Here is a 26,156-nt window from a genome sequence, read left to right as displayed (position 1 = left end):
GAAACGACAGGAATCAGATGACGGGCATGCGTGCGTCAGACGCCGAACCAGTGACGCGCCGCTCGCACCAGTGGCGTCCGTACCCGGTCGGTCCACACGACGTGCCCGTCGGGCCGGAGCAGGAACACCGCTCCATCGGTGTGCTCCCGCACGGGGCGCGCGGTGACGGCGCGTATCTGGTCTGTCCCGGCGGGCAGCGCCGCCCGGAAGCGCTCGGCGGCGGCACCGTCCGCGGTCAGGTCGAGCAGGACCCCGTGCCCGTCGTGCAGCAGCCGACCCACCGTCGTGCGCCCGCCGTCGACGATCAGGTCGAGGTCGGGCATCCGCGCGCCCAGCAGCGGGGCGGCGTCGGGGCCCATGTCGTAGCGCACGTCGAGCGCGCTCAGCGTGCGTGCGAACAGGTTCCCGACCCCGGTCCCGGCCAGCAGCTCGGTGAGCACCGCTCGCACCGGGTCGACCTCGGCCCCGCCGAACAGGAGCAGCCCCTGCGCCCGTACGTTGTGCAGGACCCGTTCGCCGACGCCGTGACGCTCCTCGTGGTAGCTGTCGAGCAGGCCGGGCGGCGCCCAGCCGCGCAGGTGCGCGGCCAGCTTCCAGCCGAGGTTGGCCGCGTCCTGCAACCCGAGGTTGAGCGCCTGCCCCCCGACGGGCATGTGGACATGGGCCGCGTCGCCCGCGAGCAGCACGCGTCCGCGCCGGTACCGGGTGGCCTGAGCGCAGGCGTCGTCGAAGGAGTCGAGCCAGATCGGTGCGGCCCCGCTGATGTCCTCGCCGGTGACCGTCCCCCAGACCTTGGCGATCTCGGCGAACGACGGCGGGCCGGCACGGCGGACCGGGGGCCGGCCGAACTCGTGCACCATCACGCGGGTGACGCCGTCGGGGCGCCGCGCGGAGGCGGCGAAGCCGCGTTCGCGGCGTTCGAACCGGTGGTCGGGCACCCGCACGCCCTCGATGTCGGCGCGCAGCAACTCGCGTACGGCGTCGGTGCCCGCGAGCTCGAAGCCCGCGAGGGCGCGTACCGTGCTCTCGGCGCCGTCACAGCCCACCACATACTCGGCGCGCCAGGTGCGCAGGCCCGTGGGCGTCCGCAGCACGGCGGCCACCGCGTCGTCGGTGACGCGCAGCTCGCACAGTTCATGCTCCCGGCGCAGGTCGACGCCCGCGGCAAGCGCCCACCGGGTCAGCACCGACTCCGTGTGGAACTGAGGCACCTTCCAGTTGCCCGCGTGCCTGCTCGCCGTGCCGGTCGCGTCGAAGCGCAGGCCCCCGAAGTGACCGGCGCTCTCGTGTTGCGGATTGCCGAGTTCCTCCAGCAGGCCCCGCTGGTCGAGCAGTTCCATCGTGCGGGCGTTGAGCTGCGAGGCCCGGGACTCGGTCATCGGCCGCGCCAGCCGATCGACGAGCACGACATCCACTCCGTACCGCCGCAGGTCACCCGCGAGCAGCAGCCCCACCGGGCCGGCCCCGACCACGAGCACCTGCGCCGCCTCGGTGACGTCGTTCCGTGTCATCCTCCTGTCCCCGGACGGCCGGTGCGCGCGGTACTCATGAACCGCTGCCCTCGATGTGGGCCTTGGCGTGGGCGAGGGTGCTCAGGCTGTTGGTGCCGAGGGCCTTGCGGACCATGGCTCGGGCGTCCGCCACGGTGGCGTTCTCGCCGAGGACCGCAGCGATGTTGGCCTCGTTGACGGCGACCGTGTGCTGGGACGTGGCCAGGACGCCGTCGGCGTTCTCCTCGAAGCGCCACTGCCCCGTGTGCAGCGTCATCAGGGCCGGCACCTGGATCTGCTTGTAGTGGATGCGGTGCGGGGCGAGGCACACGCGTACCGACTTGGTGGTGTGGACCGACCCGTCCGGCGAGTGCGTGTCCATCTCCAGCAGCTGTAGTCCGTCCTCGTCCTCCAGGTGCACCCGGGCGACGTGCGGCAGCCGCTCCTGCCACAGGTCCGCCTCGTTGATGAAGTCGAAGACGTCCTGCGCTCGTCCGGCGATCCGGCAGCTGTCCTCGAACGAGAACAGCGGGCTCGAACCGGCGGCCGCCGCCTCGGCGTTGGCCTTGAGCGCGTCCAACTCGGCCCGGCTGTTGCGGTCGACGGCGGCGGTGATCCACTCCAGGGCGGCCGGGTCGTCGTCGACGGCACGGTAGTCGTGCAGCAGCCGCACCCGGCAGCGCTCCTCACCTTCCGCCTCCACGATCCAGGTGCCGCCCATCGTGGCGACCGGCGGGCTCGACACCTCCTGCCGGAACTCGATCCGGCCTTCGGCGGGGGCGAGACGCCTGCGGGACGTCCAGGTCTTGGCCGCGCCGTTGGCCGTGGCCCAGATCCGTATCCGTTCGTGTTCGCCGTCCTGCTCGAAGCGCTCCACGTGCACGCTCGGCGGGAACATCTGGGGCCAGTTCTCCACCTCGGCGAGAAGCTGGTGGACGGCCTTCGCCGATGCGGCGACCGTGATCTCGTGCTCCACTTCGTGGACCTTCGGTCCGGACATCATGCCTCCCGGCTCGTTCGGGGAATGGGGGTACGCGGTCGGGTAGGGGCGACGGGCCCCCTCAGGCGGAGTCGTTGACCAGACCGACGAAACCGCGCGGTGTGGTGACGGCGGTGACGGCCTCGTCGTCGAGGGTGACGCCGTACTCCCGGGAGACGACCGCGGCAGTCTCCAGCAGGGCGAGCGAGTCGTACCCGAGGTCGGTGAGCAGCGTGTCCGCGCTCTCCCCGTCCAGGTCGATGCCTTCGTCGGCGCCCGCCACGCTGATCAGGATCCGTTGGAGATCGTCGAGGGTGAACACGGCAACGGTCATGGGGTTTCTCCTGGTGATGGCTTGCCGAGGACGCTTACGCGCCCTGCTCCCAGTGGTAGAAGCGCTGAGCGATCGCGTCGGAAGGCGACCGCCACGTCTCGGGGTCGTAGGCGTCGATGTGTGCCTTGAGGTCTTCGCTGATCCCCACAAAGAGCGGGTGCGAGCGCGCCTCGGCGATCCGCTCGCCGCCGTTCTCGGACTCGAAGTCCTGGAGGTGGAAGTAGAGGCCCTGGTAGCTGAAGAGCTGTCGGCGCACCGTGCCCATGCGCTCCGGCATGTCCGTCCGGTCGAACGTGCCGAACAACCGGCTCACGTCGCCGATCGAGCGCGGATCCATCCGGGCGACGATCAGGGTGCTGTGCATCATGGTCTCCTTCTGTCGGGATGTGCCTTCGGTACCGACGTCGCCGCGGGCCTCGTCACCGACGTGCCGCGGGCACCGTCGGCCGGGCGCGGTCAGCGACCCCGAACCAGGTGCCGAGCGCTTCGGCCAGGTCCCCTCCGTCGGGCGCCGCCCAGGCGATGTGGCCGTCGGGGCGCAGCAGTACCGCGTGCGTACCGGTGAGCCGTTCGTCCGCGCAGATCGCCGACACCACGGCGACACGGTCCACCCACGGTTCGGCGATCGCGGCCGGGGCGGGGTCGTCGGAGAGCTGGAGGAGTACGCCTCGGCCGGGGTGCAGCAGGCGCGCCGTGGTGGTGGCGTCCTGGCCGACCAGCAGCTCGCACGGGGGCATCCGCAGTCCGAGCAGGGGGTGCTCCCCCGAGCCGATGTCGTAGCGGATGTCGAGGCCGCTGACCATTCCGGCCAGATGGCGGGCCACGCCGGGGTTGCCCAGCAGTTCGCCCACCACCGCGCGCAGCGGTTCTACCTCGCTGTCGCCGAGGTAGAGGAGGCCCTGGGCCCGGGTGTTGGTCAGGACCCGCTCGCCCACGGGGTGCCGCTCCCGGTGGTAGGTGTCGAGCAGGCTCTCGTCGCTGTGGCCGCTGACGACGGCCGCGAGTTTCCACCCCAGGTTCACCGCGTCCTGCACGCCGACGCTGAGGCCCTGGCCGCCCGCCGGCAGGTGGATGTGGGCGGCGTCGCCGGCCAGGAACACCCGTCCGCGACGGTACTCGGTGACGAGCCGGGAGGCGTCGGTGAAGGAACTGATCCACCGGGCCTCACCGTGGCCGATGTCCTCACCGGTGAGCCGCCGCCAGGTCCCGGCGACCTCCTGGAAGTCGGGCGGACCGGTGCGCTCCGCGGGTGCGGTGCCGCGTTCGCAGACGATGACACGGTCCACGTCGTCACTCAGCCTGGCGGCCATCACCATGCCGCCGCGCACCCGCTCGCCGATGAAGCGCGGCCGGATGCCGACGCCCACGACGTCGGCGAGGAACATCTCGCAGGTCGCGTCGTGCCCCTGGAAGTCGAACCCCAGGACCTGCCGCACGGTGCTGCGGCCGCCGTCCGCGCCGACCAGGTAGGAGCAGCGCAGCACCTCCTCGCCCTGTGGGCCGGACACCTCGACCGCGACGAGTTCCTCGGACTGCCTCACCCCGGTGACCTCGTACCCGCGCCGGATCGTGGCCCCGAGGCCGGTGGCCCACCGCGTCAGCACGCCCTCGGTCTCGGTCTGTTCGACGTTGCGCACCCCGAAGTGCCCGCCGGGCAGCACGTCGTAGTCCATCGGGATGCCGCCGAAGTGACCCTTGGGGCTGATCTCGGGGTTCTTGAAGCCGTCCAGCAGACCCCGCTGGTCGAAGACCTCGGTGGCCCGGGCGGTGAAGCCGAGTCCGCGCGACTCGGTGACCGGCTCGGTCAGCTTGTCGAGGACGATCACCTCCACACCACCGAGGCGGAGTTCACCGGCCAGCATGAGACCGGTGGGTCCCCCGCCGACCACGATCACCGGCGCATCCGGCGGCGCGGCCACGGCGCCCGGGCGCGTTCCCGTCGTCATGTCTGCGCCTTGAGGCGGACGGGCTCCAGTGCCTCGGCCCAGGAGACGACCTGGTCCAGGACCTGCTCGACGACCGCCCGGCTCTCCTTGGCGGGCCGGAAGGTCGTACGGTCGGCGAAGTCCGTGGCGAAGGTCAGGGCCGCCTGCGCACGCACGGTGGCGACCTGGAGTTCCGACATGATCAGGCGCAGGTGCTCCACCGCGCGGATGGCTCCGGTCGGCCCGTACCCCACGAAGCCCGCCGCCTTGTTCCCCCATTCGGCGAACAGGAAGTCGATGGCGTTCTTCAGCGCGCCGGGCACGGAGTGGTTGTACTCGGGCGTCACGAAGACGAACCCGTCGAGCCGGGCGATCCGCTCGGCCCAGGCGAGGGTGTGCGGCTGCGCGTACGCGCCCGCCATGGGGGGAATCGCCTCGTCGAAGTGGGGCAGTGCGGCCTCGGCGATGTCGATGAGTTCGTACGTCGCGTCGTCGCGGTCACTCGCGATGTCGTGGACCCACCGGGCGACCGCTTCTCCTTGCCGCCCCGGCCGGCTGCTGCCCAGGATGATTCCGATGGTGGACATGCTTGCTCCCCTGTCGTTGTGCTCGGTCGGGCGTAGAGCGAGCCGAGGCCATCAGGCCGCCTTCTCCTCGCCCTCCGTGTAGTGAGCGGCCTCGATGCCGATGAAGTTGTCCGTGATGGTGGCGTACCGGTTGGCCATCAGCGGGCGGGCACGCATCTCCTCGATGAGGCTGTCGTACGAGGGGATGTCGTCGAAGTGGACGAGGAAGAAGTTCGTGTGCCGGGAGCTGAAGGCCGAGGCACGGAACGGACGGATCGTCAGGAACTGCGCGTGCTTCGCGAGGATCGGGAACACATGCTCGGACTCGAACTTCTCCCGCTCAGCGGAGTCCATGAGGAACCACTCGGGTTCGAACCGGACGCCGAGGAACGCGGTGTACTTCACGGGAAGTCCTCCTTGGGTCGTTACCGAAGGGCAGCAAGGGGCTCAGAAGTTGCCCAGGCCGCCGCACACGTTGATGGCCTGCGAGGTCACCGAGGCCGCGGTGTCGCTGACGAGGTAGCCGACCATGCCCGCCACTTCGGTCACGGTCGAATAGCGACCGAGCGGGATCTTCGCCTCGAACCTCTGGAGAATGTCCTCCTCGGTGGTCTCCCACGCCTGGGCGTAGCCGCTGCGCACGCGCTCCGCCATCGGCGTCTCCACGTATCCCGGACAGACCGCGTTCACGGTGATCCCGGTCTTCGCCAGTTCGTTGCCGAGCGACTTGGTGAATCCGACGACGCCGTGCTTGGACGCCGAGTACGGAGCGGCGAGCACCACGCCCTGCTTCCCGGCGGTCGAGGCGATGTTGACGATCCGCCCCCAGCTCTTGTCGTGCATTCCGCCGATCGAAAGCACGTCGCGCGTCACGTGGAAGACGCTGTTGAGGTTCGTGTCGATGACGTTGGCCCACGCCTCGTCGGTGAGATCCGCGGTGACGCCGCCGCCACCGGTGCCCGCATTGTTGACGAGGACGTCGATGCTGCCGTAACGCTCGGCCGCCGCGGTCACCATCGCCCGCACCTGCTCGGCCGAGCGGACGTCGCAGGCGATGCCGTCCGCGGCGTAGCCCGCGGCCTGCAACTGCTCGACCGTCAGCTTCACGGCGTCCGCGCTACGGGCGCACAGGAAGATCCGGAAGCCGAGCTCGCCCAGCCGATGCGCGATCGCCAGGCCGATGCCACTGGTCGCTCCGGTGATCACAGCGGTCTTTCCGGCACCGTTCGCCAATGTCCCTCCTCGGGTAGGACCACCGGTCCAGGACGCGGTGGTGGTGGCTCTCCCCGGTGCGGACGAGGCCGGGCGCCGAGCGGGGGCGGTCGTCGCGTCGCACACGTCATGCATGGCGCACAACGAAAAGAGGCCCGGGGGTAACCGGGCCTTGCCATACGCGTCATCACGGGGAGAAGGAGATCGGCTCCTGGAGAGAAGGCCGCGACTGAGGCGGGCTCCCGATGGGCACAGGATCACCAATCTGAAATGTATGTTCTTCACTGCAGCTCAGATTGTCAAGTGGCTTGCCACCGCGGCCCGGTGACAAGCTCAGGTTGTCAAGAGGCTTGCCACCGCGGCCCGGTGGCCGGTTCGGGGCCTCATCCACTCCCGTCGGTCCCCGTACCCACTGGTCCTCACCGGCGGTTACGGCATGCGGGCACACCGCCTCGTGAACCGCCCCCAGCCAGGACCTCGACGTCGCACGCGAAAACCCGGCGCCCATGACGGACATCGCGACCGCACTCCGCGTCGGCCTGGAGGCGCGGGTTGGCAGGTCCAGGCGCTGGAGACCGCGCTGTCCGCCCGCTGCACCGTGTCCGACCCCGCCACCGGGACGAAATCCGCAGGGTCCTGCAGAGCGTCGGCGTCCACGAGGAGTTCGCCGCCATCGCCCGTCCGGCGCCCGGGCTACGGCTGCTGGACGCCCGGCGCCGCGTGATCAGCGAGTTCCCGCGGTCCCTGCACGGACTCCACGGCTTCCCGCAGCTGAGCATCTTCCTTCGCAGCAATCATCCACTCTTCCACCGCCCGCCTGCGGCTCCCGCTCATCCTTCACAACACCGGCGCCAAGCCGATAGTCGTGCAGGACCTCATCCTGACCTTCTCAGACGAGCCCGCCTCCCACCTGCCACTGCTGTGGGTGTCCTCACCGTCTCGCCTCCAGCCCGGGCCGGATGAGGAGGCAAAGCTGCCGGCCGGCTTCGTCGTGTTCGGCAGAGAAGCGCAACAGGTCTTCATCGAGTTCGCGGCACCGTTTTCCGGCTTCATGCCGGAAGCCCGTGACTTCAAGGTCCAACTGCAAGCGAGAGTCGGCCACCGCAAGCGGTGGCGGCGCCTGCTGACGTTCACCCTGCGGGCCGCCAACATCACCGATCCGGATCGCTACACCGTCTACAACAACGCGCCGATCGAGCTGACGAAGGAAGATCAGAAAAGGGCGGATGCCGCACTCCTCGAACTGTTGGAAGAGCAAGGGGACGACTCCGCTCCACACGGCAGGAGGCAGAGAGACCCGCCGAATGACGGCGACGCCGACACGAGCAGCTGATGCGGAGTCCTGGATCGGCGCGGCAGGCATTCTCTCCGTGGTCATGGTCCACCGCCGAGAACCTTCCCGAAGCTGGGCGTAGCGTGAAGTGACGGATGCCTGTCCGCACTCGTGCCGCAGCGAGCGGGTCCGGGGCACGAGCCTCGGCAGACCTTTGAGCCCAGAGCACTTGCATGATCACCTCGGGTGAGTCGGTAAGGGTCTGGAGGAGTTCAATGCCGATCACAGCCTCGGCACCGGCCAGGGCGCCGACCCCAGCATCGCTCTGCCTGGAGCGTCCGCCGGGTTCCTCGTGGACCGAGAGACGAAAGGCCACTCATGCCTCGATCCATGCGCGCGCTCGTAGCCGTAGCGGCTGGCGAGCCCACCGATGTCCTGCGGCTGGAATCCCGGCCTGTTCCCACGCCGGACGCCGGTCAGGCGTTGATCCGTGTGAAGGCGACCCCGGTTCACGCGAGTGATCTGCACGTGCTGCGTGGCCGTTACGGCTTCTCGCCAGAGTTTCCCGCTGTCGGGGGCTACATGGAGTGCGTGGGCCGTATCGCGGACCTGGGCTCGCAAACCGAGGGGCTGAAGGTCGGTGAGCGCGTGGTGACCGCTGCGATCCCGGCTATACCCGGGCCCCCTGTGGCAGGCACCTGGCAGGAATACCTCGTCGCCGACACACACAGGCTGCTGTCGGTCCCCGACCAGCTGAGCGACTCCACCGCCTGCCAACTCGCCATCAATCCGTTGACCGCGCTTCTCCTGGTGACGCGCGAACTCGACGTAGAGCCGGGCGAATGGCTGTTGCAGACGGCCGCCGGCTCCACCGTCGGCCGGCTCGTAATCCAGCTGTCCGGGCATCTGGGGATTCGCACGATCAATGTCGTGCGCCGACGTGCTGCTGTCGAGGAGATCAAAGCGTTCGGTGGAAATGAGGTCATCTGCACGGAGGACGAGGACCTGGTGCAGCGTGCCGCTGAGATCGCGGGACCGGCCGGCGTGCGGAAGGCCATCGACTGTGTCGCGGGCCCCGTCGGCGCCCAAGTGTCCCAAGCACTGGCGCCGGGAGGAAAGCTGGTGGTCTACGGCGCGCTCTCCACCCACCGGCAGACCGACCCGGCGGCGCTGACGATCCCGCTCCAGGCGCGCTCGGTCATCTACGAGACCAAAACAGTCCGTGGCTTCTGGCTGAACCGCTGGTTCGGCAGCGCCTCGCCAGAGGACGCGCTGCACGCGCTGGCCCAGGTGCGCGGTCTCGTCGCCGATGGGGTGCTGAGCATTCCCCAGGGCCGGCCGTTCCCGCTCGAAGCCTTCGCAGAAGCCGTCGCGCTCGCCGAAGCACCCGCACACGGCACCAAGCCACTGTTCGTCTTCGATGATGGGCGGGACGAACGTGGCAGCTAGGAAGCGGCCCTGCTGGTGCGATGGCGGTGCGGCCACGGCATATTCGGACCGCCAGATGAAGCCTCCACTGTTCGCTCGCCGTGCACTCATGACCAACACCGCACTCACCGGGGCGACCTAGGATCGGGCACGATGACCGCTTCAGGGCGCCCGGCCCCGCCTGGTCGAGGGCGGCACGGCCTGCCATGAAGGCGCCGAGGCCGAGCGGGTACGTGCCCTTGTCGCCGAAGCGCCCTTGAGGCCCGCGGACACGGTGACGTCGATACGGGCGCCAGGCGCTGGCGGACCAGGGCGGCAGAAGATCACTCAATGCGTCCGACCGCAAGGCGACAGCCCATCAGAAGGAGCGTCATCTCAGCGTCGGGACGACCTGCCGCCGTCCGCGCCGAAACGGTGATCGTTCACACGTCGTCCCGGCACAACGTCAAGAAACGCCAGGTCAGCGTCGTTCTGAGGCATACGACGCGCTTCACGTCATGCACGTCACGAAACAGGTCGAGCGTACCCGGCCGCGCCCGAACGACCCAGGAGAACCCCAGGTCAGAGCCCCTTGTCAGCGGGCTCAAGAACAGCCACGCACTCCACGTGATGCGTCATCGGAAACAGATCGAACGCCCGCAGCGTCCGCACCTTGTAGCCGCCGTCGCGGAAGTACGCCAGGTCGCGGGCGAGCGCCGCCGGGTCGCAGGCGACGTACGCGATGCGGCGGGCGCCCAGGGACGACAGGTGCTCGACCGTCTTCTTGCCGGCGCCGGCGCGCGGCGGGTCGAGGACGATGAGGTCGACCTCGGTGATGCCGGTGCGCGGGAGGACCGTCTCGACCTTGCCCTGTTCGATGCGGACACGGTCGAAGCCGGCGAGGTTGTGGCGGGCGTCCTCCACCGCGCGCTTGCCGGACTCGATGCCGAGGACCGCGCCCTTGTCGCCGAGGCGGTCTGCGAGGGCACCGGCGAACAGGCCGACGCCGCAGTACAGGTCGAGCGCCATCTCGCCCTTGCGCGGCAGCAGGCCCTGCATCACGGCGAGCACCAGGGTGTCGGCGGCCTTCGGGTGGACCTGCCAGAAGCCGCCGCTGCCGACGCGGTACGTACGGCCGTCGGCGCGCTCGCGCACGAAGGCGCGGCCGTGGACGCGGTGGATGCCGCCGTCCTTCTCCTCGACTCGCATGACGGAGACGGGCCTGTCGAGCTCGACGAGGGGCAGGCGGGCGCCCGGCTTGGGCTCCAGAATCACCATGCGGTCCTGGGACCCCGTCGCGGCGATCGCCTCGATCGACTCCATCCCGGACCAGTCGCGCTGCTCGATGCCCAGCTCGCTGACGCCGGGCGCCGCGATCATGCAGTGCTCGATCGGCTCGACGTCGTGCGAGCGGTGGCGACGCAACCCGGCGTTGCCGTCCGCGTCCACGGTGTACTGCACGCGTGTCCGCCAGGCCGGGACCTCGCCCGCCGGCAGCTTGTCGCCCTCGGCGGGCATCACCGTGCCGTCCCAGCCCGCCTCCTCGGGCGTGAGCCCCGCGAGGCGCTGCAGCTGCTCGGCGATCACCTCGCCCTTGAGTCGGCGCTGCGCGCCCGGCTTGGCGTGCTGCCAGTCGCAGCCGCCGCAGCGACCGGGGCCCGCGTACGGGCAGGGGGCCTCGACGCGGTCCTTCGAGGCGTCCAGGATGTCTACGGCATCCGCGCGCAGGAAGCGCGCGCCCTCCTCGCCCTCGGTCACGCGCGCGACGACGCGCTCGCCGGGTAGGGCGTGCCGGACGAACAGGACCTGGCCCTCGGTCGTACGGGCGATGCAGTGCCCGCCGTGCGCGACGGGACCGATCTCGACCTCGTACTCCTCCCCCACCAGCGACTTCTTCGGTTCTGCCTGCATGGTGGGGTGACTCCAGATGAGAAAAGGGGAACGGCCGGACAACAGCCCACCAGTCTACGTGGACGCCGCCCGGCCGATCGACACCAGTGGGTCAGCCCTTCGGAGCACCCGGATCCGCGAGCTCCCCCAAGAACCTGGATCCGTCAGCGATGCGAAGTACCGGAATACGTCAGGGTTTGGTAGAACCCGAGGGTCCCGACGACGGGCCGGATGAGGACGAAGACGCCGAGGGCTCCTTCGGCCGCTCCTCCGCCGGACCCCGGCGCACCGCACCCGGCGCGTTCCAGTCCTGACGCTTGCGGGCCCGCAGCTTCGCCGCCTCGGAGGACTCCAGCTGGTAGGGCACGGAGGTCACCATGACGCCGGGCGTGAACAGGAGCCGGCCCTTGAGGCGCAGGGCACTCTGGTTGTGCAGCAGGTGCTCGTACCAGTGGCCGACCACGTACTCGGGGATGATCACGGAGACCGCGTCGCGTGGCGACTCCTTGCGCAGGCCCTTCACGTACTCGATGATCGGCCGCGTGATCTCGCGGTAGGGCGAGTCGAGGACCTTCAGCGGTACGGCGATGCCACGCCGTTCCCACTCCTCGCGCAGGGCCTTGGTCTCGGCCGGGTCGACGTTGACGCTGAGCGCTTCGAGGGTGTCGGAGCGCAGCAGCTTGGCGTAGGCGAGGGCGCGCAGCGTCGGGCGGTGGATCTTGGAGATCAGGACGACGGAGTGGACGCGGGAGGGGCGGACGCTGTCGTCGGAGGGGCCCTCGGGCGCGGCGATCTCCTCGGCGACCCGGTCGTAGTGCTTACGGATCGCGCTCATCGTCGCGTAGAAGATCACCATTCCGAGCAACGCGACCCAGGCGCCGTGCGTGAACTTGGTGACCAGGACGACGACCAGCACCAGACCGGTGAAGAAGGCACCGAAGGCGTTGATCGCCCGCGAGCGGACCATGTGGCGCCTCTTGGCCTGGTCCTTCTCGACGGCGAGGTGGCGGTTCCAGTGCCGCACCATGCCGGTCTGGCTGAGCGTGAAGGAGACGAACACCCCGACGATGTAGAGCTGGATGAGGCGCGTCGAGTCCGCCCCGTAGATCACGACCAGGAGCATGGCCGCGCCGGCGAGCAGCACGATGCCGTTCGAGAAGGCGAGGCGGTCGCCGCGGGTGTGCAGCTGGCGCGGGAGGTAGCGGTCCTGGGCGAGGATCGAGCCGAGCAGCGGGAAACCGTTGTACGCGGTGTTGGCGGCCAGGAACAGGACCAGCGCGGTGGCGGCGGCCAGCACGATGAACAGGAAGCTGCCCTTGCCGAAGACGGCCTCGGCGACCTGCGAGATCACCGGATTCTGGACGTAGTCCGCACCGACCGCGACGCCGTTGTGGATCAGGTCGGTGCCCGGGTTCTCGGCCATCCGGACCTTGGTCGTCATGGCCAGGGCGATGATGCCGCAGAACATGGTGACGGCCAGCAGGCCCATCATCGCGAGGGTGGTCGCGGCGTTCTTCGACTTCGGCTTGCGGAAGGCGGGGACGCCGTTGGAAATGGCCTCGACGCCGGTGAGCGCGGCACAGCCGGAGGAGAAGGCGCGCAGCAGCAGGAAGACGAGGGCGAAGCCCGCGAGTCCCTGGTGCTCGGCCTTGATGTGGTAGTCGGCGGTGGGCGCCCGCATGGTGTCGTCGAGGACGAGTCCGCGGAAGGCGCCCCACGCGATCATGATGAAGACGCCCGCCACGAAGACATACGTCGGAATCGCGAAGAGCTTTCCGGACTCCTTGACTCCGCGCAGGTTCATCAGCGTGAGCAGCACGATGACAGCCACCGCGCAGGCGACCTTGTGTTCGACCACGAAGGGGATCGCCGAGCCGAGGTTCTCGATGCCGGAGGCGATGGAGACGGCGACGGTGAGGACGTAGTCGACGAGCAGGGCGCTGGCGACGGTGAGTCCGGCCTTGGGACCGAGGTTGGTGTTGGCCACCTCGTAGTCGCCGCCGCCGCTCGGGTACGCGTGCACGTTCTGCCGGTAGGAGGCGACCACCGTGAACATCAGCACGACGACCGCGAGGGCGATCCAGGGGCTGAAGTGGTAGGCCGACACGCCCGCGATGGAGAGGACCAGCAGCACTTCTCCGGGTGCGTAGGCCACGGAGGAGAGCGGGTCGGAAGCGAAGACGGGGAGTGCGATGCGCTTCGGCAGGAGCGTTTCCCCGAGCCGATCACTGCGCAGTGCGCGCCCGATCAGGATCCGTTTGGGCACGTCGGTCAGTTTGGACACGCAGAGGATCGTAAGCGTTCGAACGCGGGGTCGCCCACCCGCCGTCCCGCATGAGCTTCCGATCTGCTCTCCGAGTGAAAACCGGGCCGGCTCCGGCTGCGGATTCCGTAGCCGGGGACATCCGCATGCCTATATGACAAAAGTCCCCAACCTGCCCGGTTCTGGAGGTTCCATGCACGCCACCGCTGAGCTCATCGGCGCCACCGCAGGTCTCATCGGCCTCGGAATCCTGACCATCGCCAGCGTTCGCAGCATCACACGCCGCTGATCTGCCCGTTCCCGGCCGGCCGAGGAAAACCCGCAGGCGAACGTGCACAGGGGTGCCCTCGACGGACCGCGCGTGTGTAGCTTGGGCGGCGGTCTGAGACCCTGTTTAGCCTGAGCGTAACCATTCACATTCGGAAGGACGGTCGTGCACATCGTCATCATGGGCTGCGGAAGAGTGGGTTCCGCTCTTGCCCAGACCCTGGAGCAACAGGGGCACACGGTCGCCGTGATCGACCAGGACCCCACCGCCTTCCGACGACTGGGCTCCGGGTTCGGCGGCCGTCGTGTCACCGGCGTCGGCTTCGACCAGGACACCCTGCGCGAGGCGGGCATCGAGGAGGCAGGCGCGTTCGCCGCGGTCTCCAGCGGTGACAACTCGAACATCATCGCCGCCCGGGTGGCCCGCGAGATGTTCGGCATCGAGAACGTCGCGGCGCGCATCTACGACCCCCGCCGCGCCGAGGTCTACCAGCGCCTCGGCATCCCGACCGTCGCCACCGTCCGCTGGACGGCCGACCAGATGCTGCGCCGGCTGCTGCCCTCGGGCGCGGAGCCGCTGTGGCGCGACCCCACCGGCGGCGTTCAGCTCGCCGAGGTACACACCTCCGCCGGCTGGGTCGGCCACAAGATCAGCCGGCTCCAGGACGAGACGGGCGTGCGCGTGGCCTTCCTCACCCGGCTGGGCGAGGCGATCCTGCCCTCCTCCCAGACGGTGCTGCAGGAGGGCGACCTGGTGCACGTGATGATGCGCGCCGACGAGGTGGACAAGGTCGAGGCGGCATTCGCCAAGGGCCCTGAAGAGGAGGCCGGTCACTGATGAGGGTCGCCATTGCCGGTGCCGGCGCCGTGGGCCGCTCGATCGCGGGCGAGCTCCTGGAGAACGGCCACGAGGTCCTGCTGATCGACAAGGCGCCGACCGCCATCTCGGTCGAGCGCGTCCCGCAGGCGGAGTGGCTGCTCGCCGACGCCTGCGAGATCACCTCCCTGGACGAGGCGGCGCTGCAGCGCTGCAACGTGGTCATCGCGGCCACGGGTGACGACAAGGTCAACCTCGTCGTCTCCCTGCTCGCGAAGACCGAGTACGGGGTCCCGCGGGTCGTCGCCCGCGTCAACAACCCCAAGAACGAATGGCTGTTCAACGAGGCCTGGGGCGTCGACGTCGCCGTCTCCACCCCGCGCCTGATGTCGGCCCTGGTCGAGGAGGCCGTCAGCGTCGGCGACCTCGTCCGCCTGCTCCGCTTCAGCCACGGCGACGCCAACCTCGTCGAGCTGACCCTGCCTCCGGAGTCGGCCCTGGCCGGTACGACGGTGGGCGACGTCGAGTGGCCCGAGGACACCTCCCTGGTGACCATCATCCGGGGCACCCGCGTCCTCACCCCCTCCCAGGAGGACTCCCTGGAGGCGGGCGACGAACTCCTCTTCGTGGCCGCGCAGGCCCGCGAGGAGCAGCTGGAGGACCTGCTGTCGGTGCGCCGCGAGGACGCGACGAGCTGATCGGCTGTCGTACGAAAAGGGGGCACCCGGAGATATCTCCGGGTGCCCCCTTTTCGTACGACAGCCCGGCGCTCCAGGACAGGCCGTGCAAGCCGATACGGGGAGGACAGACCGTTGAAGCCGATACAGGGGTCTGGGAGCCGAACCCCCCGCGGCGCCGATACCGTCGCCGATTACGCCCCTCGACGGTGTCGGCCCGCAGTCGTCTCGTTCCCCTCGGCGGCAGCCGCCCGCTCCTTCTCCGCCTTCTCCTCGGCCTCCATCTCGGCGAACACGTCGATGGGGGCGGGCGCCTTGGCCAGGAAGACCCAGGTCAGCCAGACGGCGAGCAGGAACGGCGGAATCTTGAGGGCGATCAAAATCCAGCCGAACTTGGTGGTGTCGGCCCACCAGTAGAGCGGGAAGAGGACCGCGCACTTGGCGAGCAGGATCAGGCCCCAGGCCCAACTCGCCTTCGCGTACGCCTTCTTGCGACCGGGGTTACGGGTGCGCCAGGAGAGGTTCTCCTTGAAGACCGGGCCCAGGATCAGGCCGATCAGCGGGACGCCCGCGAGGGTCGTGACGATGTAGGCGATGGCCAGACCGAGCGTGTAGAGCATGCCCGGCAGGTAGAAGTCCTTCGCATTGCCCGTCATCATCGCGAAGACCACGCCGAAGGCGACGCCGAAGACGCCGCTGAAGGCGTGCTTGACGGTGTCCCGCTTCACGAGGCGGACCACGACGAGCAGCAGGGACACTCCGAGGGCGGCGATCGCCGACCAGTGCAGGTCCTTGTTGATCGTGAAGATGGTGACGAAGAGGAGGCCGGGCACCACCGTCTCGACCATGCCGCGCACGCCACCGAACGCCTCGAAGAGCGCGGCCTCGGTCACCGCCCGCGAATCCTGCTGGGCGTCTTCGGTCGGCTTGTCGAGCGACGTCACCGGCTACTCCCGTCCAAGCGGTCTGAGTTCGTACTTCGGGTTGAACAGCACCCTACGGCCCCGGCTCATCGAAATGCGGCCCGATGCGATCAGCTTGCGCCCCGGCTCGATCCCGACGATGGAACGCCGGCCGAGCCAGACCACGTCCAGGGCGGCCGAGCCGTCGAACAGCTCGGCCTCCAGGGCCGGGACACCGGCCCGTGGTCGCAGAGTGACCGTGCGCAAGGTACCAGTAACCGTGACGATCTGTCGGTCGTGGCAGTCACCGATGCGCGTGCAGCCCGCGGTCTCGGTGTCCTCGCGCAGCTCCTCGGACTCCAGGTCCTCCTGGGACGAGGAGAGCCGGTCTATCATGCGCCGGAACCGGCCCGCCGGCTTTTCGGAACGAGGAACAGCACTCATACCGAAAGCGTACCGGGGTGCGCCGACGGCGACGTACCCGCGGCACCGCCCTCTCGATCACCGATCACTTCTCTCCCGGGAAGGCCCGGGTCACCCCTCGAACCGGTATCCCATCCCGGGCTCCGTGATGAAGTGCCGCGGATGTGAGGGGTCCACCTCCAGCTTGCGGCGCAGCTGTGCCATGTAGACCCGGAGATAGTTCGTCTCCGTGCCGTACGACGGGCCCCACACCTCCTGGAGCAGCTGCTTCTGGCTGACCAGGCGGCCCGTGTTGCGCACGAGGACCTCCAGGAGGTGCCACTCCGTGGGAGTCAGGCGGACATCGCGACCGGCGCGGTTGACCTTCTTGGCGGCCAGATCGACGGTGAAGTCCTCGGTCTCGACGATCATGTCGTCCTCGCCGCCCCCGGTGGGCTCCGTGCGGCGGACGGCGGCGCGCAGACGGGCGAGCAACTCGTCCATGCCGAAGGGCTTGGTGACGTAGTCGTCGGCGCCCGCGTCGAGCGCCTCGACCTTCTCGTCGGAGGAGTGTCGGGCGGACAGCACCAGGATCGGCACCCGGGTCCAGCCGCGCAGCCCCCTGATCACCTCGACGCCGTCCATGTCGGGCAGGCCGAGGTCGAGCACGACGACGTCGGGGTGCCGGGCGGCGGCGAGCTGGAGCGCGGTGGCTCCGTCGGGGGCCGCGTCGACCTCGTACTTGCGTGCCTTCAGGTTGATCACGAGGGCTCGGGTGATCTGCGGCTCGTCGTCGACCACGAGGACCCGGGTCATGAGACCTGCCTTTCCGCTGCTGCTGTTGCCGTGGCCAGGTCGGGCCGACCGGCCACCGCCCGGACCGTGAGCACCATGGTGAGTCCGCCGCCGGGGGTGTCCTCGGCGTTGAGGGTGCCGCCCATCGACTCGGCGAAGCCGCGGGCGACCGCGAGGCCGAGGCCCACTCCGGTGCCGCGCGGGGCGTCGCCGTAGCGCTGGAAGGGCGCGAAGATGCGGTCCTTGGCCTCGTCCGGGACGCCCGGGCCACGGTCGACCACCCGTACCTCCACGCGGTCGGCCATGGCGCTCGCGGCCACCAGGACCGGCTCGTCGGCGGGGCTGTACTTGACGGCGTTCTCCACGAGGTTGGCCACCGCGCGCTCCAGCAGCCCCGCGTCGACGGCGACCATCGGCAGGCTCTCCGGGATCTCCATCTCCACGCTGTCCTCGGGGACCCCGCCGAGCGCCATCGGGACCACCTCGTCGAGGTCGATCTCGCGGATCAGCGGGGCGACCGTGCCGGTCTGCAGCCGGGACATGTCCAGCAGGTTGCCCACCAGGTGGTCGAGGCGGTCGGCGCCGTCCTCGATGCCTTCGAGGAGTTCCGCCCGGTCCTCCTCGGACCAGGCCACGTCGTCGGACCGCAGCGAGGACACGGCGGCCTTGATCCCCGCCAGCGGGGTGCGCAGGTCGTGGCTGACTGCGGCGAGCAGAGCCGTCCGGATGCGGTTGCCCTCGGCCAGCTCGCGTGCCTGGTCGGCCTCCTGCTGAAGGCGCCGGCGGTCCAGGACGACCGCGGCCTGCGCGGCGAAGGCGGCGAGCACCCGGCGGTCCGAGGCCGGCAGCACGCGTCCGGACAGGGCCATCGCCATGTGATCGCCCACCGGCATGTCCACGTCCGCGTCCTCGGGACGGACCGAGGGCCCCGGACCCACACTGCCCGCGCACGTCCACGGCTCGACGTCGCTCTCCCGCTCCAGCAGCGCGACCGACTCCATCCCGAAGGTCTCCCGCACCCGCTCCAGCAAGGCCTCCAGGCTGGTCTCGCCGCGCAGCACACTGCCCGCCAGGAAGGAGAGGATCTCCGACTCGGCACGCAGATGCGCCGCCTGGTGGGTGCGGCGGGCCGCCAGGTCCACCACGGACGCCACCGAGACCGCGACCCCGAAGAAGATCGCGATGGCGACGATGTTCTTGGGATCGGCGATCGTCAGCCGGTGCAGAGGCGGCGTGTAGTAGTAGTTCAGCAGCAGCGAGCCGAAGGCCGCCGAGGCCAGCGCCGGATGGAGACCGCCGAGCAGGGCCGCCGCCACCGTCAGCGCCAGGAACAGCAGCATGTCGTTGGCGAGACCGAGGTCGACGGTGTTCAGCAGCAGCGCGAGGATCACCGGGCCGCCCACGCCGACCAGCCAACCCCAGATGATCCGGGAGCGGCCGAGCCGCGCTCCGCGCGCCACCGGCAGACCGCGCCCCTTTGCGACCTCTCCATGGGTGACGATGTGGACGTCCAGGTCGGGGCCCGACTCCCGGGCGACCGTCGCGCCGACACCAGGCCCGAAGACGTACTGCCAGGTCTTGCGGCGCGAGGAGCCGAGCACGATCTGGGTGGCGTTGACGCCCCGCGCGAAGTCCAGCAGGGAGGTCGGAATGTCGTCCCCGACGACATGGTGGAACGTTCCGCCCAGGTCCTCGGCCAGGGTGCGCTGGACGGCCAGCTCCTTGGGCGAGGCCGAGGTGAGCCCGTCGCTGCGCGCGATGTAGACGGCCATCACCTCACCGCCCGCGCCCTTCTCCGCGAGCCGCGCGGCACGGCGGATCAGGGTGCGCCCTTCCGGACCGCCCGTGAGCCCCACCACGATCCGCTCCCGCGAGCCCCAGATCTTCGAGACCCGGTGCTCGCTGCGGTACTCGGTCAGGTATTCGTCGACCCGGTCGGCGACCCAGAGCAGCGCCAGCTCGCGCAGCGCGGTGAGGTTGCCGGGCCGGAAGTAGTTCGACAGGGCCGCGTCGACCTTGTCGGACTTGTAGATGTTCCCGTGCGCCATCCGCCGCCGCAGCGCCTGGGGCGACATGTCGACCAGCTCGATCTGGTCCGCCCGGCGCACCACCTCGTCCGGGACGGTCTCGCGCTGCCGTACGCCGGTTATCGACTCGACGACATCGCCCAGCGACTCCAGGTGCTGGATGTTGACCGTGGAGACGACGTCCACACCGGCCGCCAGCAGCTCCTCCACGTCCTGCCAGCGCTTGTCGTTGCGCGAACCGGGGACATTGGTGTGCGCGAGTTCGTCCACCAGGGCGACGGCCGGCGCACGCTCCAGTACGGCGTCCACATCCATCTCGGTGAAGACGGACCCCCGGTACTCCAGCTCCTTGCGCGGCACCTGCTCCAGGCCGTGCAGCATCACCTCGGTGCGCGGCCGCTTGTAGTGTTCGACGAAGGCGACCACACAGTCGGTACCCCGCTCGACGCGCCGGTGCGCCTCGGAGAGCATCGCGTACGTCTTCCCGACGCCCGGTGCCGCACCGAGGTAGATCCGAAGCTTGCCGCGTCCCATGACCCCTATTGTCTTCCTGTCACCACTGTGTACGCAGCGTCGACCTTACGGCCAAGAATTCCGATAAAAGGGGTGCCAGGGGCGCTCCGGGGCGTCTTTGACGCAACCCTGACGCGCGGGAACCGTGGCCGACGCCGCCGTACCGCGTCAGTGCTCGACGATCTCCCCGTCGCTCAGCTCGAGGACCCGGTCGGCCAAACCCAGCAGAGTCGCGTCGTGGGTGGCGACCAGTGCGGTGACGTGTTCGCTGCGGACGACGGCACGCAGCAGCTCCATCACGCCGATGCCGGTCTCGGCGTCGAGCTGTCCGGTGGGCTCGTCGGCGATGAGGAGCGAGGGGTTGTTGGCGAGGGCACGGGCGATGGCCACACGCTGCTGCTGGCCGCCGGACAGCTCGCCGGGGCGCTGGGCCGCGTGGTCGGCGAGACCGACGAGGGAGAGCAGGAGTTCGACGCGTTCCTCGCGCTCACGCGGATCGGCCCGGCGCAGCCGCAGCGGAACGCCGACGTTCTCGGCGGCGGTCAGGATGGGGATCAGCCCGAAGGACTGGAAGACGAAGCCGATGCGGTCGCGGCGCAGTCCCAGGAGCCCGTTCTCGTCGAGCGTCGAGAGGTCGAGGCCGTCGACGGTGATGCGCCCCCCGTCCGGCGCGTCGAGCCCGCCGACGAGGTTGAGAAGCGTCGTCTTGCCGGATCCGGAACGCCCCTTGAGGGCGACGAGTTCGCCGCGCGGTACGTCGAAGGAGACACCCCGCAGCGCGTGTACGGCGGCGGCACCGGTGCCGTACGAGCGCTGGACGTTCTCGACGCTCACCATCGTGTCCGTGACGACCTGACTCATGACCCTCCCCCGTCGGCCGGGCGCCAGTATGTCCAGCGGGCGCCCGGCCGGGCAATGGGTCGGCTCGACTCGGGTTGTCCCCGTGGGGCTCGGCCCGGGTTGTCCGCGCGCACCTCAGCTGGGGTTGTCCCCGTGGGTCAGCGTCTCCCATGCCACGAAGAGGTTGTTGCTGCCGGCCGGGCGGTTCTGCTCGGTCAGCCTCTGGGTGTTGGTCATCGCGATGCCCAGACGGTTGTGCAGGGCGTTGTAGCCGACCTCGGTGATCGGACCGAGCCCGAGTGTGAGGGACCCGCCGCACAGCCAGCCCGGCACCGTCTCGCCCAGCTGGTACTTGGACTGGAAGCCGAGTGCCTGCCGCAGCCGCTCACCGACGTCCGTGCCGTACAGGTCCTGCCCCTGGATCCGGCTGGTCTCGGCGACGTGCGAGATGGCGGAGATGCCGTACCCGGTGTGCGTGAGGTCGCGGCAGGTTTCCTGAGTGAGACCGGTGACGAAGGTGGACTGCCCCTGCCAGTAGTTGACGATCTTCGCAGTGGTGTCGAGGTTCTGGCTCGGCACCGTCTTCGGCACGGAGCCGTCGGTGGACAGGTAGATGTACGCGGCCGTCCGCGTGCGGAACTTCGACATCGCCATGTCGTACGACGTCTTGTCCTCCAGGAAGACGGAGATGCCGATGGCGGCCTCCATCATCGACAGCTCCCAATTGCCGTTGGAGTTGGAGCCGTTGATGATCTCTGGGAGGTAGACGTTGCGCAGCATGGTCGCGAAGCGGCCGGAGTTGGTCCACGTGCCGGTGTACGTGTACTTGATGATCTCGGCGGCCTTGGGCCACGAGGAGGCCGCCCAGCCGGTCTGCAGCGGCGCGTTGCTGTTGGTGTGGTCCTTGATCACCGCCGACCAGGCATCCATCAGCTCGATCGACTTCTTCGCGTACCGCTCGTCGCGGGTGATGTACCAGGCGAGCGCGTCGGTGTACGCCGCTATCGCGTCCTCGCGCTCGTCGGTGCAGCCGTAGTTGGGGTTGGAGTACGAGCCGCACTCGACGGTCGCGCGAGGCGTGGCGGTGCGGCTCAGCGAGGCGTACTTGCTCGCCATCATCTGGTCGTAGGCACCCTTCCAGGGCTGGGCGCCGGCGTTGACCTTGCTGCGGACGAAGTCCAACTGACTCCTGGAGACAGTGACTCCGGGGTGCACGAACGTGGTGGGGGCGGCCTCGGCCTGGTGCGCGCCCGGCCAGGAGAGGAATCCGGCGATCAGGGCGGTGGTCGCGGCGGCGACGGTGACGAGGAGGGCCGGGCGTCGTCTCCGCCGGTGGACTGTGGGGGTGTCGGGCATGTGGGGGTGCCATCCGTTCTCGTATGTGAACGACACGCTGGGGACTGAACGCACGCGTTGGCCGGTGACCATAGGTACAGACCAGACTTCCGTCAAGGCCTGAAGAAAGACCCGCAGCTCAACTGCCGTTCACGGATGAGAACTTGGCCGACGCCGGGTATACGAAAGGGCCGCACTCCCCGGAAAAGGGAGTACGGCCCCACTCATGTGTGGACCCACCACGTGCGTCATGCAGCTCGTGTGAGCCCGAGGCGTTTCGTCTCGCGCGTCAGCGGACCTCGGTGATCTCCGGTCCGCGCTGCAGCTGCCCCATGCCGCCGGAGAAGCGAGAACCGCTCTGCTCCTCCTGCTGGACCCCCTCGGCCACCATCTGCGCGTCGTCCGGCAGCTTCAGGACGATCGGGTCACGGGGGGCCATCGGACCCTCACCACGAACGACCACCGCGTCCCGGAAGATCTGCTCAAGCAGACCCGCGGCCTGCGGCTGTACCGCGCCCTGCCCGGAGATCACTCCGCGCAGGAACCAGCGGGGGCCGTCCACGCCCACGAACCGCACGACCTGGAAGCCGCCCGTGCCGTCCGGCAGCTGCACCGGCACCTGCGCCCGCAGTTCCCAGCCCAGCGGGCCCTCGACCTCATCGATGACACCGCCCTGCTGGGTGATGCCGGAGGCGATCTCCTCGCGCACCTCGCCCCAGATGCCCTCGCGCTTGGGAGCGGCGAAGGCCTGCAGCTGGATGGCGCTGTCCTTCAGGACGACGGTGGCCGCGACGATGGCGTCGCCCGCGACCTCGACCCGCAGCTCCATGCCGTCGACTCCGGGCACGAAGAGACCACCCAGGTCCACCCGGCCCTCGGCCGGATCGCGGACCTCGGAGCTGTCCCAGGGCCCATCGGGCCGAGGCTCGGGCTCGAGCCGCACGCGCTCGCGCTCGGCTTCTTCGTCCGCCTCAGTGTCGAACTCGTCGACGACCTGCTCGGCCTCGCCCGCCGCATCCTCGGCGGCACTGCCCTTCTTGCGACGTCCGAACACGTCACTGTCCTTCCCGGTCGGATACGACCGAAGCGTATCGATTCCCACCCGTTGTGCTGCCCACGGCGGCATGACCTCCAGTGGAACCGAAGCCCCCTGCGGCACGCGCCGAGTCGGGAAGCTCCTCGACCTCCTGGAAGCGGACCTTCTCGACCTGCTGTACGACCAGTTGGGCAATCCGGTCGAAGCGCTCGAACCGCACGGACTCGTGCGGGTCGAGATTCACCACGATCACCTTGATCTCCCCACGGTACCCGGCATCCACCGTCCCCGGGGCATTCACCAGGGCGACACCGCAGCGGGCAGCGAGCCCGGAACGCGGGTGCACGAAGGCCGCGTACCCCTCGGGCAGCGCGATGGACACTCCCGTGGGCAGAACCGCCCGCTCACCCGGCTTCAGTTCGCGGCTCTCGGTGGTGCGCAGATCGGCTCCCGCGTCACCGGGGAGCGCGTACTCGGGAAGCGGGACTTCCGGGTCGACGCGCCGGATCAGTACGGCGATTTCCTGACGGGGCTGACTCGTCACGGGTTCACCTCGAAGGCGCGGGCGCGCCGGCTCTGGTCCGGGTCGCTCATGGCGGCCCGGATCTCCTCCGGGCGGCCGTTGTCGATGAAGTGGTCGACCTTCACCTCGACGAAGAGGGCGTCGGCGCGGACGGCGACGGGTCCGTCGGGACCGCCGAGCCGCCCGGTGGCGGTGGAATAGATCTTCCGCCCGGCCACGGCGGTGACCTCGGCCTCCAGGTGGAGCACGGTGCCGACGGGCACGGGGCGCCGGAAGTCGGTCTCCAGCCGTCCCGTCACGGCGATCGTGCGCAGCAGCCAGTTCAGCGAACCGAGCGTCTCGTCCAGCGCGGTGGCGAGAACGCCGCCGTGCGCGAGACCCGGGGCGCCCTGGTGGGCGGGCCGCACGGTGAACTCCGCCGTGATCCGGACACCGTCCCCGGCGCGGGCCTCCAGGTGCAGTCCATGAGGCTGCTCCCCGCCACATCCGAAACAGTGTTCGTAGTGGGCCCCGAGGAGCTCGCCGGGAGCGGGCGCGTCGGGGTGCCGCACCGGCGCGACGGCGTCTGCGGGGGGTGTCAGAGCTGCGGAAGTACCACTCACAGCCGCAGACCTTACCCGCGCGTCCACGAACTGTTGGCACCGTGCCAAGCTTGACTTCATGCAGCTCTCCGCCTCGCCGTACGAAGAACGCCTCACCGCGCCCCGCACCTGGTGGGCGATCTGTTTCCTGGTCGGTGTCGCGATGGCCCTGATCTTCCTCCCGTTCGGCACGCTGCCACTGCTGGGCGCCCTCGTCGGCGGCACCGCGGTGTCGGCGGTCGTGGCCAGCTCGTACGGCTCGATCCGCATCCGCGTCGTGGGCGACTCCCTGATCGCGGGCGATGCCAAGATCCCGGTCGCGGCCCTCGGCGACGCCGAGATCATGGACCAGGAGGAGGCGCGCGCCTGGCGCACGTACAAGGCCGACCCCCGCGCCTTCATGCTCCTGCGCGCCTACATCCCCACCGCCCTGCGCGTCCAGGTCACCGACCCGGAGGACCCGACGCCGTACCTGTACCTGTCGACGAGGGAGCCACAGCGCCTGGCGGCGGCGCTGGAGGCGGCGCGAGCGGCGGCGTAGCCCCGTAGCCCGGCTTCGCGGGAATGCGGGGGCGCACACCGGGGGGAGCTCCCACGGGTGCCGACAGAGGCGCACACGCGACGGAAACTCGCAGGTGTCGGAGGAAGCACGTCCCGCGGAGACGTCCGGGCGTCTGCGGACGCCACGCCTCCGCGAGAGCGCACGTGGGGCAGGGGGCTCCAGGTCGTTTTCCGCCCCATCGGCGATCCGCCCCATCGGCACTGCCCCGCGCTGCCGAGGCCGGGCGCAACCACCGAGAGGACCCGCCCGCAGGCGAGCGGCGCACACCGCGGGCTAGTGCCCCAGCTCCTTGGGGATCTCCCCCATCCGCAGGGGATCCGCGGGCTTCTCCAGCGGAGGCAGTCCCGAAAGCGCGTCCCACGGCACCTGGGCCTTGCGCAGGTCCTTGCGAATGCGCCCCGCGACGCGTTTGGTGTCGCGGCGGTTCATGACCGCCCCGACCGCGGCGCCGACCATGAACGGCATCAGGTTGGGCAGATCCCGAACCATGCGTTTCATGATCTGCTGACGCAGCTCACGCTTCATCTGGCCGCCCAACGCGGCGTTGATCGTCGATGGATGCGCCACGTCGATCCCGCGCTCTCCGGACCAGGAGTTCAGATACGCGGTACTGCGCTGTGTGAGCGTGCCCGGCGGCCGCAGGCCGTAGACCTCATGGAGCTCGGCGATCAGTTTCAGCTCGATCGCGGCGACGCCGGTGATCTCGGCGGCCAGCTCGGTGGGCATGGCGGGTGGCACCGGCAGCATCGCGGCCGCGCCGATCCCGGCGCCGACCGTGGACGTCGCGGCGGCCGCGCCCGCGACGAGCTTGTCCGCGAGCTGCTCGGGACCGAGGTCCGGGAACTGCCTGCGAAGGGTCGCGAGGTCCCGTACGGGGATACGCGGGGCGATGTCGATGATCCGGTCGGCGATGTACCCCAGGCCCGCCCTGGCCCGGCTGCCGCCCTTCTGGAGGCCTTTCCTGACCCCGTCCCGGAGGACTGCCACCCGGCGCCTGGCGACGGGCGCGGGAGTACCCGCGGAGGCTGGCAGGCCGCCTGTGGCGGGCGCCCGCTCGAGCGAGGCTGATCCCGGTTCGGAAGAGCCCCGCTCGTCGTCACGCACGCCTTCAGAGCCGTCGGACGGCCCTTCGTCCGCCTCCCGCACGGGGAAGCGGCGCTTCCAAGGAGGGGTCGAGCCAGTCACGGCCGACCCTGCCTCAGTCGCAGTCGCGGCAGATCGGCTGACCGTTCTTCTCGCGGGCCAGCTGGCTGCGGTGGTGCACCAGGAAGCAGCTCATGCAAGTGAACTCATCCTGCTGCTTGGGCAGGACCCGGACGGCCAGCTCCTCGTTCGAGAGGTCGGCTCCGGGCAGCTCCAGGCCTTCTGCGGCCTCGAACTCATCTACGTCGACGGACGAGGTCGACTTGTCGTTCCGGCGAGCCTTCAGTTCTTCAAGGCTGTCCGAGTCGACGTCGTCGTCGGTCTTGCGTGGGGTGTCGTAATCCGTTGCCATGTCGCTCTCCCCCTCTGGGTGTCTGCGGTGTCTCCAGCGCACGTA

General features: G+C 69.7%; 26 protein-coding genes and 1 pseudogene. 6 read left to right on the top strand and 21 right to left on the bottom strand.

Annotated features, from left to right (window positions below; all coding sequences use genetic code 11):
* Positions 1-35: 35 nt before the first annotated feature.
* The 8 genes from ACIBK0_RS25680 to ACIBK0_RS25645 form a co-directional block, all read right to left on the bottom strand.
* Positions 36-1,511, bottom strand: coding sequence for an FAD-dependent monooxygenase (locus ACIBK0_RS25680; RefSeq protein WP_399084376.1), 1,476 nt, complete (start codon positions 1,509-1,511; stop codon positions 36-38).
* Between the two features lie 34 nt (positions 1,512-1,545).
* A complete protein-coding gene (locus ACIBK0_RS25675; RefSeq protein ID WP_399084540.1) occupies positions 1,546-2,490 on the bottom strand; it encodes an aromatase/cyclase in 945 nt (314 codons plus the stop codon).
* Positions 2,491-2,551: 61 nt separating this feature from the next.
* Positions 2,552-2,803: an acyl carrier protein gene (locus ACIBK0_RS25670; protein WP_399084373.1), complete on the bottom strand. Its 252-nt coding sequence runs from the start codon at positions 2,801-2,803 to the stop codon at positions 2,552-2,554.
* 34 nt (positions 2,804-2,837) lie between these two features.
* The gene (locus ACIBK0_RS25665) at positions 2,838-3,167 is read right to left on the bottom strand and encodes a TcmI family type II polyketide cyclase (protein WP_399084537.1); all 330 of its coding nucleotides are present in this window, start codon (positions 3,165-3,167) and stop codon (positions 2,838-2,840) included.
* A gap of 55 nt (positions 3,168-3,222) precedes the next feature.
* Entirely contained in the window at positions 3,223-4,749 is a 1,527-nt protein-coding gene (locus ACIBK0_RS25660) for an FAD-dependent monooxygenase (protein ID WP_399084370.1), read from the bottom strand.
* A complete protein-coding gene (locus tag ACIBK0_RS25655) occupies positions 4,746-5,315 on the bottom strand; it encodes an NADPH-dependent FMN reductase (protein WP_399084367.1) in 570 nt (189 codons plus the stop codon). The genes ACIBK0_RS25660 and ACIBK0_RS25655 overlap by 4 nt, the downstream gene beginning before the upstream one ends.
* A gap of 51 nt (positions 5,316-5,366) precedes the next feature.
* Positions 5,367-5,699 carry a darcynin family protein gene (locus ACIBK0_RS25650; protein ID WP_399084364.1) on the bottom strand — a complete coding sequence of 111 codons (333 nt, stop codon included), beginning with the start codon at positions 5,697-5,699 and terminating at the stop codon, positions 5,367-5,369.
* Positions 5,700-5,741: 42 nt separating this feature from the next.
* Positions 5,742-6,527: an SDR family NAD(P)-dependent oxidoreductase gene (locus ACIBK0_RS25645; RefSeq protein WP_399084361.1), complete on the bottom strand. Its 786-nt coding sequence runs from the start codon at positions 6,525-6,527 to the stop codon at positions 5,742-5,744.
* A gap of 364 nt (positions 6,528-6,891) precedes the next feature.
* Between ACIBK0_RS25645 and ACIBK0_RS25640 the strand changes: the two are divergent.
* The 3 genes and pseudogenes from ACIBK0_RS25640 to ACIBK0_RS25630 all read left to right on the top strand — a co-directional run.
* A pseudogene (locus ACIBK0_RS25640) lies at positions 6,892-7,125 on the top strand (hypothetical protein); the annotation flags it as partial.
* Positions 7,126-7,371: 246 nt separating this feature from the next.
* Positions 7,372-7,839 (top strand): hypothetical protein, encoded by a 468-nt coding sequence (locus tag ACIBK0_RS25635; protein ID WP_399084358.1) that lies wholly within the window; start codon positions 7,372-7,374, stop codon positions 7,837-7,839.
* A gap of 330 nt (positions 7,840-8,169) precedes the next feature.
* Positions 8,170-9,228 carry a zinc-dependent alcohol dehydrogenase family protein gene (locus tag ACIBK0_RS25630; RefSeq protein WP_399084355.1) on the top strand — a complete coding sequence of 353 codons (1,059 nt, stop codon included), beginning with the start codon at positions 8,170-8,172 and terminating at the stop codon, positions 9,226-9,228.
* A gap of 540 nt (positions 9,229-9,768) precedes the next feature.
* On the opposite strand, the gene ACIBK0_RS25625 is transcribed toward ACIBK0_RS25630, so the two are convergent.
* Both ACIBK0_RS25625 and ACIBK0_RS25620 read right to left on the bottom strand, forming a co-directional pair.
* Positions 9,769-11,097, bottom strand: coding sequence for a class I SAM-dependent RNA methyltransferase (locus ACIBK0_RS25625; protein WP_399084352.1), 1,329 nt, complete (start codon positions 11,095-11,097; stop codon positions 9,769-9,771).
* 169 nt (positions 11,098-11,266) lie between these two features.
* On the bottom strand, positions 11,267-13,360 hold the full coding sequence (locus ACIBK0_RS25620; RefSeq protein WP_399084349.1) for an APC family permease: 2,094 nt from the start codon (positions 13,358-13,360) through the stop codon (positions 11,267-11,269).
* A 412-nt stretch (positions 13,361-13,772) separates the two neighbouring features.
* On the opposite strand from ACIBK0_RS25620, the gene ACIBK0_RS25615 reads away from it, so the two are divergent.
* The gene (locus ACIBK0_RS25615) at positions 13,773-14,444 is read left to right on the top strand and encodes a potassium channel family protein (RefSeq protein ID WP_399084346.1); all 672 of its coding nucleotides are present in this window, start codon (positions 13,773-13,775) and stop codon (positions 14,442-14,444) included.
* On the top strand, positions 14,444-15,121 hold the full coding sequence (locus ACIBK0_RS25610; protein ID WP_399084343.1) for a potassium channel family protein: 678 nt from the start codon (positions 14,444-14,446) through the stop codon (positions 15,119-15,121). Before ACIBK0_RS25615 ends, ACIBK0_RS25610 begins: the two co-directional genes overlap by 1 nt.
* Positions 15,122-15,294: 173 nt before the next feature.
* Here ACIBK0_RS25610 and ACIBK0_RS25605 read toward each other — a convergent pair whose 3' ends face one another.
* From ACIBK0_RS25605 to ACIBK0_RS25565, 9 genes are all read right to left on the bottom strand, one after another.
* A complete protein-coding gene (locus ACIBK0_RS25605) occupies positions 15,295-16,044 on the bottom strand; it encodes a DUF3159 domain-containing protein (RefSeq protein WP_399084340.1) in 750 nt (249 codons plus the stop codon).
* A 3-nt stretch (positions 16,045-16,047) separates the two neighbouring features.
* Positions 16,048-16,446, bottom strand: coding sequence for an OB-fold nucleic acid binding domain-containing protein (locus ACIBK0_RS25600; RefSeq protein ID WP_399084337.1), 399 nt, complete (start codon positions 16,444-16,446; stop codon positions 16,048-16,050).
* Between the two features lie 90 nt (positions 16,447-16,536).
* Positions 16,537-17,220: a response regulator gene (locus tag ACIBK0_RS25595; protein WP_399084334.1), complete on the bottom strand. Its 684-nt coding sequence runs from the start codon at positions 17,218-17,220 to the stop codon at positions 16,537-16,539.
* Positions 17,217-19,760, bottom strand: a complete 2,544-nt coding sequence (locus ACIBK0_RS25590) for an ATP-binding protein (RefSeq protein ID WP_399084331.1) — start codon at positions 19,758-19,760, stop codon at positions 17,217-17,219. The genes ACIBK0_RS25595 and ACIBK0_RS25590 overlap by 4 nt, the downstream gene beginning before the upstream one ends.
* Before the next feature lie 147 nt (positions 19,761-19,907).
* Positions 19,908-20,600: an ABC transporter ATP-binding protein gene (locus ACIBK0_RS25585; RefSeq protein ID WP_399084328.1), complete on the bottom strand. Its 693-nt coding sequence runs from the start codon at positions 20,598-20,600 to the stop codon at positions 19,908-19,910.
* A gap of 114 nt (positions 20,601-20,714) precedes the next feature.
* Complete coding sequence (locus ACIBK0_RS25580; protein ID WP_399084534.1) at positions 20,715-21,935, bottom strand: alginate lyase family protein; 1,221 nt, start codon at positions 21,933-21,935, stop codon at positions 20,715-20,717.
* A gap of 268 nt (positions 21,936-22,203) precedes the next feature.
* Positions 22,204-22,968: a DUF3710 domain-containing protein gene (locus ACIBK0_RS25575; RefSeq protein WP_399084325.1), complete on the bottom strand. Its 765-nt coding sequence runs from the start codon at positions 22,966-22,968 to the stop codon at positions 22,204-22,206.
* Position 22,969: 1 nt separating this feature from the next.
* On the bottom strand, positions 22,970-23,494 hold the full coding sequence (dut, locus tag ACIBK0_RS25570) for a dUTP diphosphatase (protein ID WP_399084322.1): 525 nt from the start codon (positions 23,492-23,494) through the stop codon (positions 22,970-22,972).
* Positions 23,491-24,075: a PaaI family thioesterase gene (locus tag ACIBK0_RS25565; protein ID WP_399084319.1), complete on the bottom strand. Its 585-nt coding sequence runs from the start codon at positions 24,073-24,075 to the stop codon at positions 23,491-23,493. The genes dut and ACIBK0_RS25565 overlap by 4 nt, the downstream gene beginning before the upstream one ends.
* Before the next feature lie 58 nt (positions 24,076-24,133).
* Between ACIBK0_RS25565 and ACIBK0_RS25560 the strand changes: the two genes are divergently transcribed.
* A complete protein-coding gene (locus tag ACIBK0_RS25560) occupies positions 24,134-24,595 on the top strand; it encodes a DUF3093 domain-containing protein (RefSeq protein WP_399084316.1) in 462 nt (153 codons plus the stop codon).
* A 294-nt stretch (positions 24,596-24,889) separates the two neighbouring features.
* On the opposite strand, the gene ACIBK0_RS25555 is transcribed toward ACIBK0_RS25560, so the two are convergent.
* Both ACIBK0_RS25555 and ACIBK0_RS25550 read right to left on the bottom strand, forming a co-directional pair.
* Positions 24,890-25,801, bottom strand: coding sequence for a hypothetical protein (locus ACIBK0_RS25555; protein ID WP_399084313.1), 912 nt, complete (start codon positions 25,799-25,801; stop codon positions 24,890-24,892).
* A 13-nt stretch (positions 25,802-25,814) separates the two neighbouring features.
* Positions 25,815-26,111, bottom strand: coding sequence for a DUF4193 domain-containing protein (locus tag ACIBK0_RS25550; RefSeq protein WP_003997302.1), 297 nt, complete (start codon positions 26,109-26,111; stop codon positions 25,815-25,817).
* Positions 26,112-26,156: the final 45 nt, after the last annotated feature.

Source organism: Streptomyces sp. NPDC050564, assembly GCF_044457265.1.
Taxonomy (GTDB): Bacteria; Actinomycetota; Actinomycetes; order Streptomycetales; family Streptomycetaceae; genus Streptomyces.
The sequence above is the reverse complement of the archived record's forward strand: the minus strand, read 5'-3'. Positions and strand labels throughout refer to the sequence as shown.

Coding starts and splice junctions, on each gene's coding strand:
- ACIBK0_RS25630 (WP_399084355.1), top strand. CDS start 8,170: ATGCGCGCGCTCGTAGCCGTAGCGGCTGGCGAGCCCACCGATGTCCTG.
- ACIBK0_RS25560 (WP_399084316.1), top strand. CDS start 24,134: ATGCAGCTCTCCGCCTCGCCGTACGAAGAACGCCTCACCGCGCCCCGC.
- ACIBK0_RS25595 (WP_399084334.1), bottom strand. CDS start 17,220: ATGACCCGGGTCCTCGTGGTCGACGACGAGCCGCAGATCACCCGAGCC.
- ACIBK0_RS25585 (WP_399084328.1), bottom strand. CDS start 20,600: ATGAGTCAGGTCGTCACGGACACGATGGTGAGCGTCGAGAACGTCCAG.
- ACIBK0_RS25675 (WP_399084540.1), bottom strand. CDS start 2,490: ATGTCCGGACCGAAGGTCCACGAAGTGGAGCACGAGATCACGGTCGCC.
- ACIBK0_RS25550 (WP_003997302.1), bottom strand. CDS start 26,111: ATGGCAACGGATTACGACACCCCACGCAAGACCGACGACGACGTCGAC.
- ACIBK0_RS25610 (WP_399084343.1), top strand. CDS start 14,444: ATGAGGGTCGCCATTGCCGGTGCCGGCGCCGTGGGCCGCTCGATCGCG.
- ACIBK0_RS25670 (WP_399084373.1), bottom strand. CDS start 2,803: ATGACCGTTGCCGTGTTCACCCTCGACGATCTCCAACGGATCCTGATC.
- ACIBK0_RS25590 (WP_399084331.1), bottom strand. CDS start 19,760: ATGGGACGCGGCAAGCTTCGGATCTACCTCGGTGCGGCACCGGGCGTC.
- ACIBK0_RS25600 (WP_399084337.1), bottom strand. CDS start 16,446: ATGAGTGCTGTTCCTCGTTCCGAAAAGCCGGCGGGCCGGTTCCGGCGC.
- ACIBK0_RS25680 (WP_399084376.1), bottom strand. CDS start 1,511: ATGACACGGAACGACGTCACCGAGGCGGCGCAGGTGCTCGTGGTCGGG.
- ACIBK0_RS25660 (WP_399084370.1), bottom strand. CDS start 4,749: ATGACGACGGGAACGCGCCCGGGCGCCGTGGCCGCGCCGCCGGATGCG.
- ACIBK0_RS25665 (WP_399084537.1), bottom strand. CDS start 3,167: ATGCACAGCACCCTGATCGTCGCCCGGATGGATCCGCGCTCGATCGGC.
- ACIBK0_RS25655 (WP_399084367.1), bottom strand. CDS start 5,315: ATGTCCACCATCGGAATCATCCTGGGCAGCAGCCGGCCGGGGCGGCAA.
- ACIBK0_RS25580 (WP_399084534.1), bottom strand. CDS start 21,935: ATGCCCGACACCCCCACAGTCCACCGGCGGAGACGACGCCCGGCCCTC.
- ACIBK0_RS25625 (WP_399084352.1), bottom strand. CDS start 11,097: ATGCAGGCAGAACCGAAGAAGTCGCTGGTGGGGGAGGAGTACGAGGTC.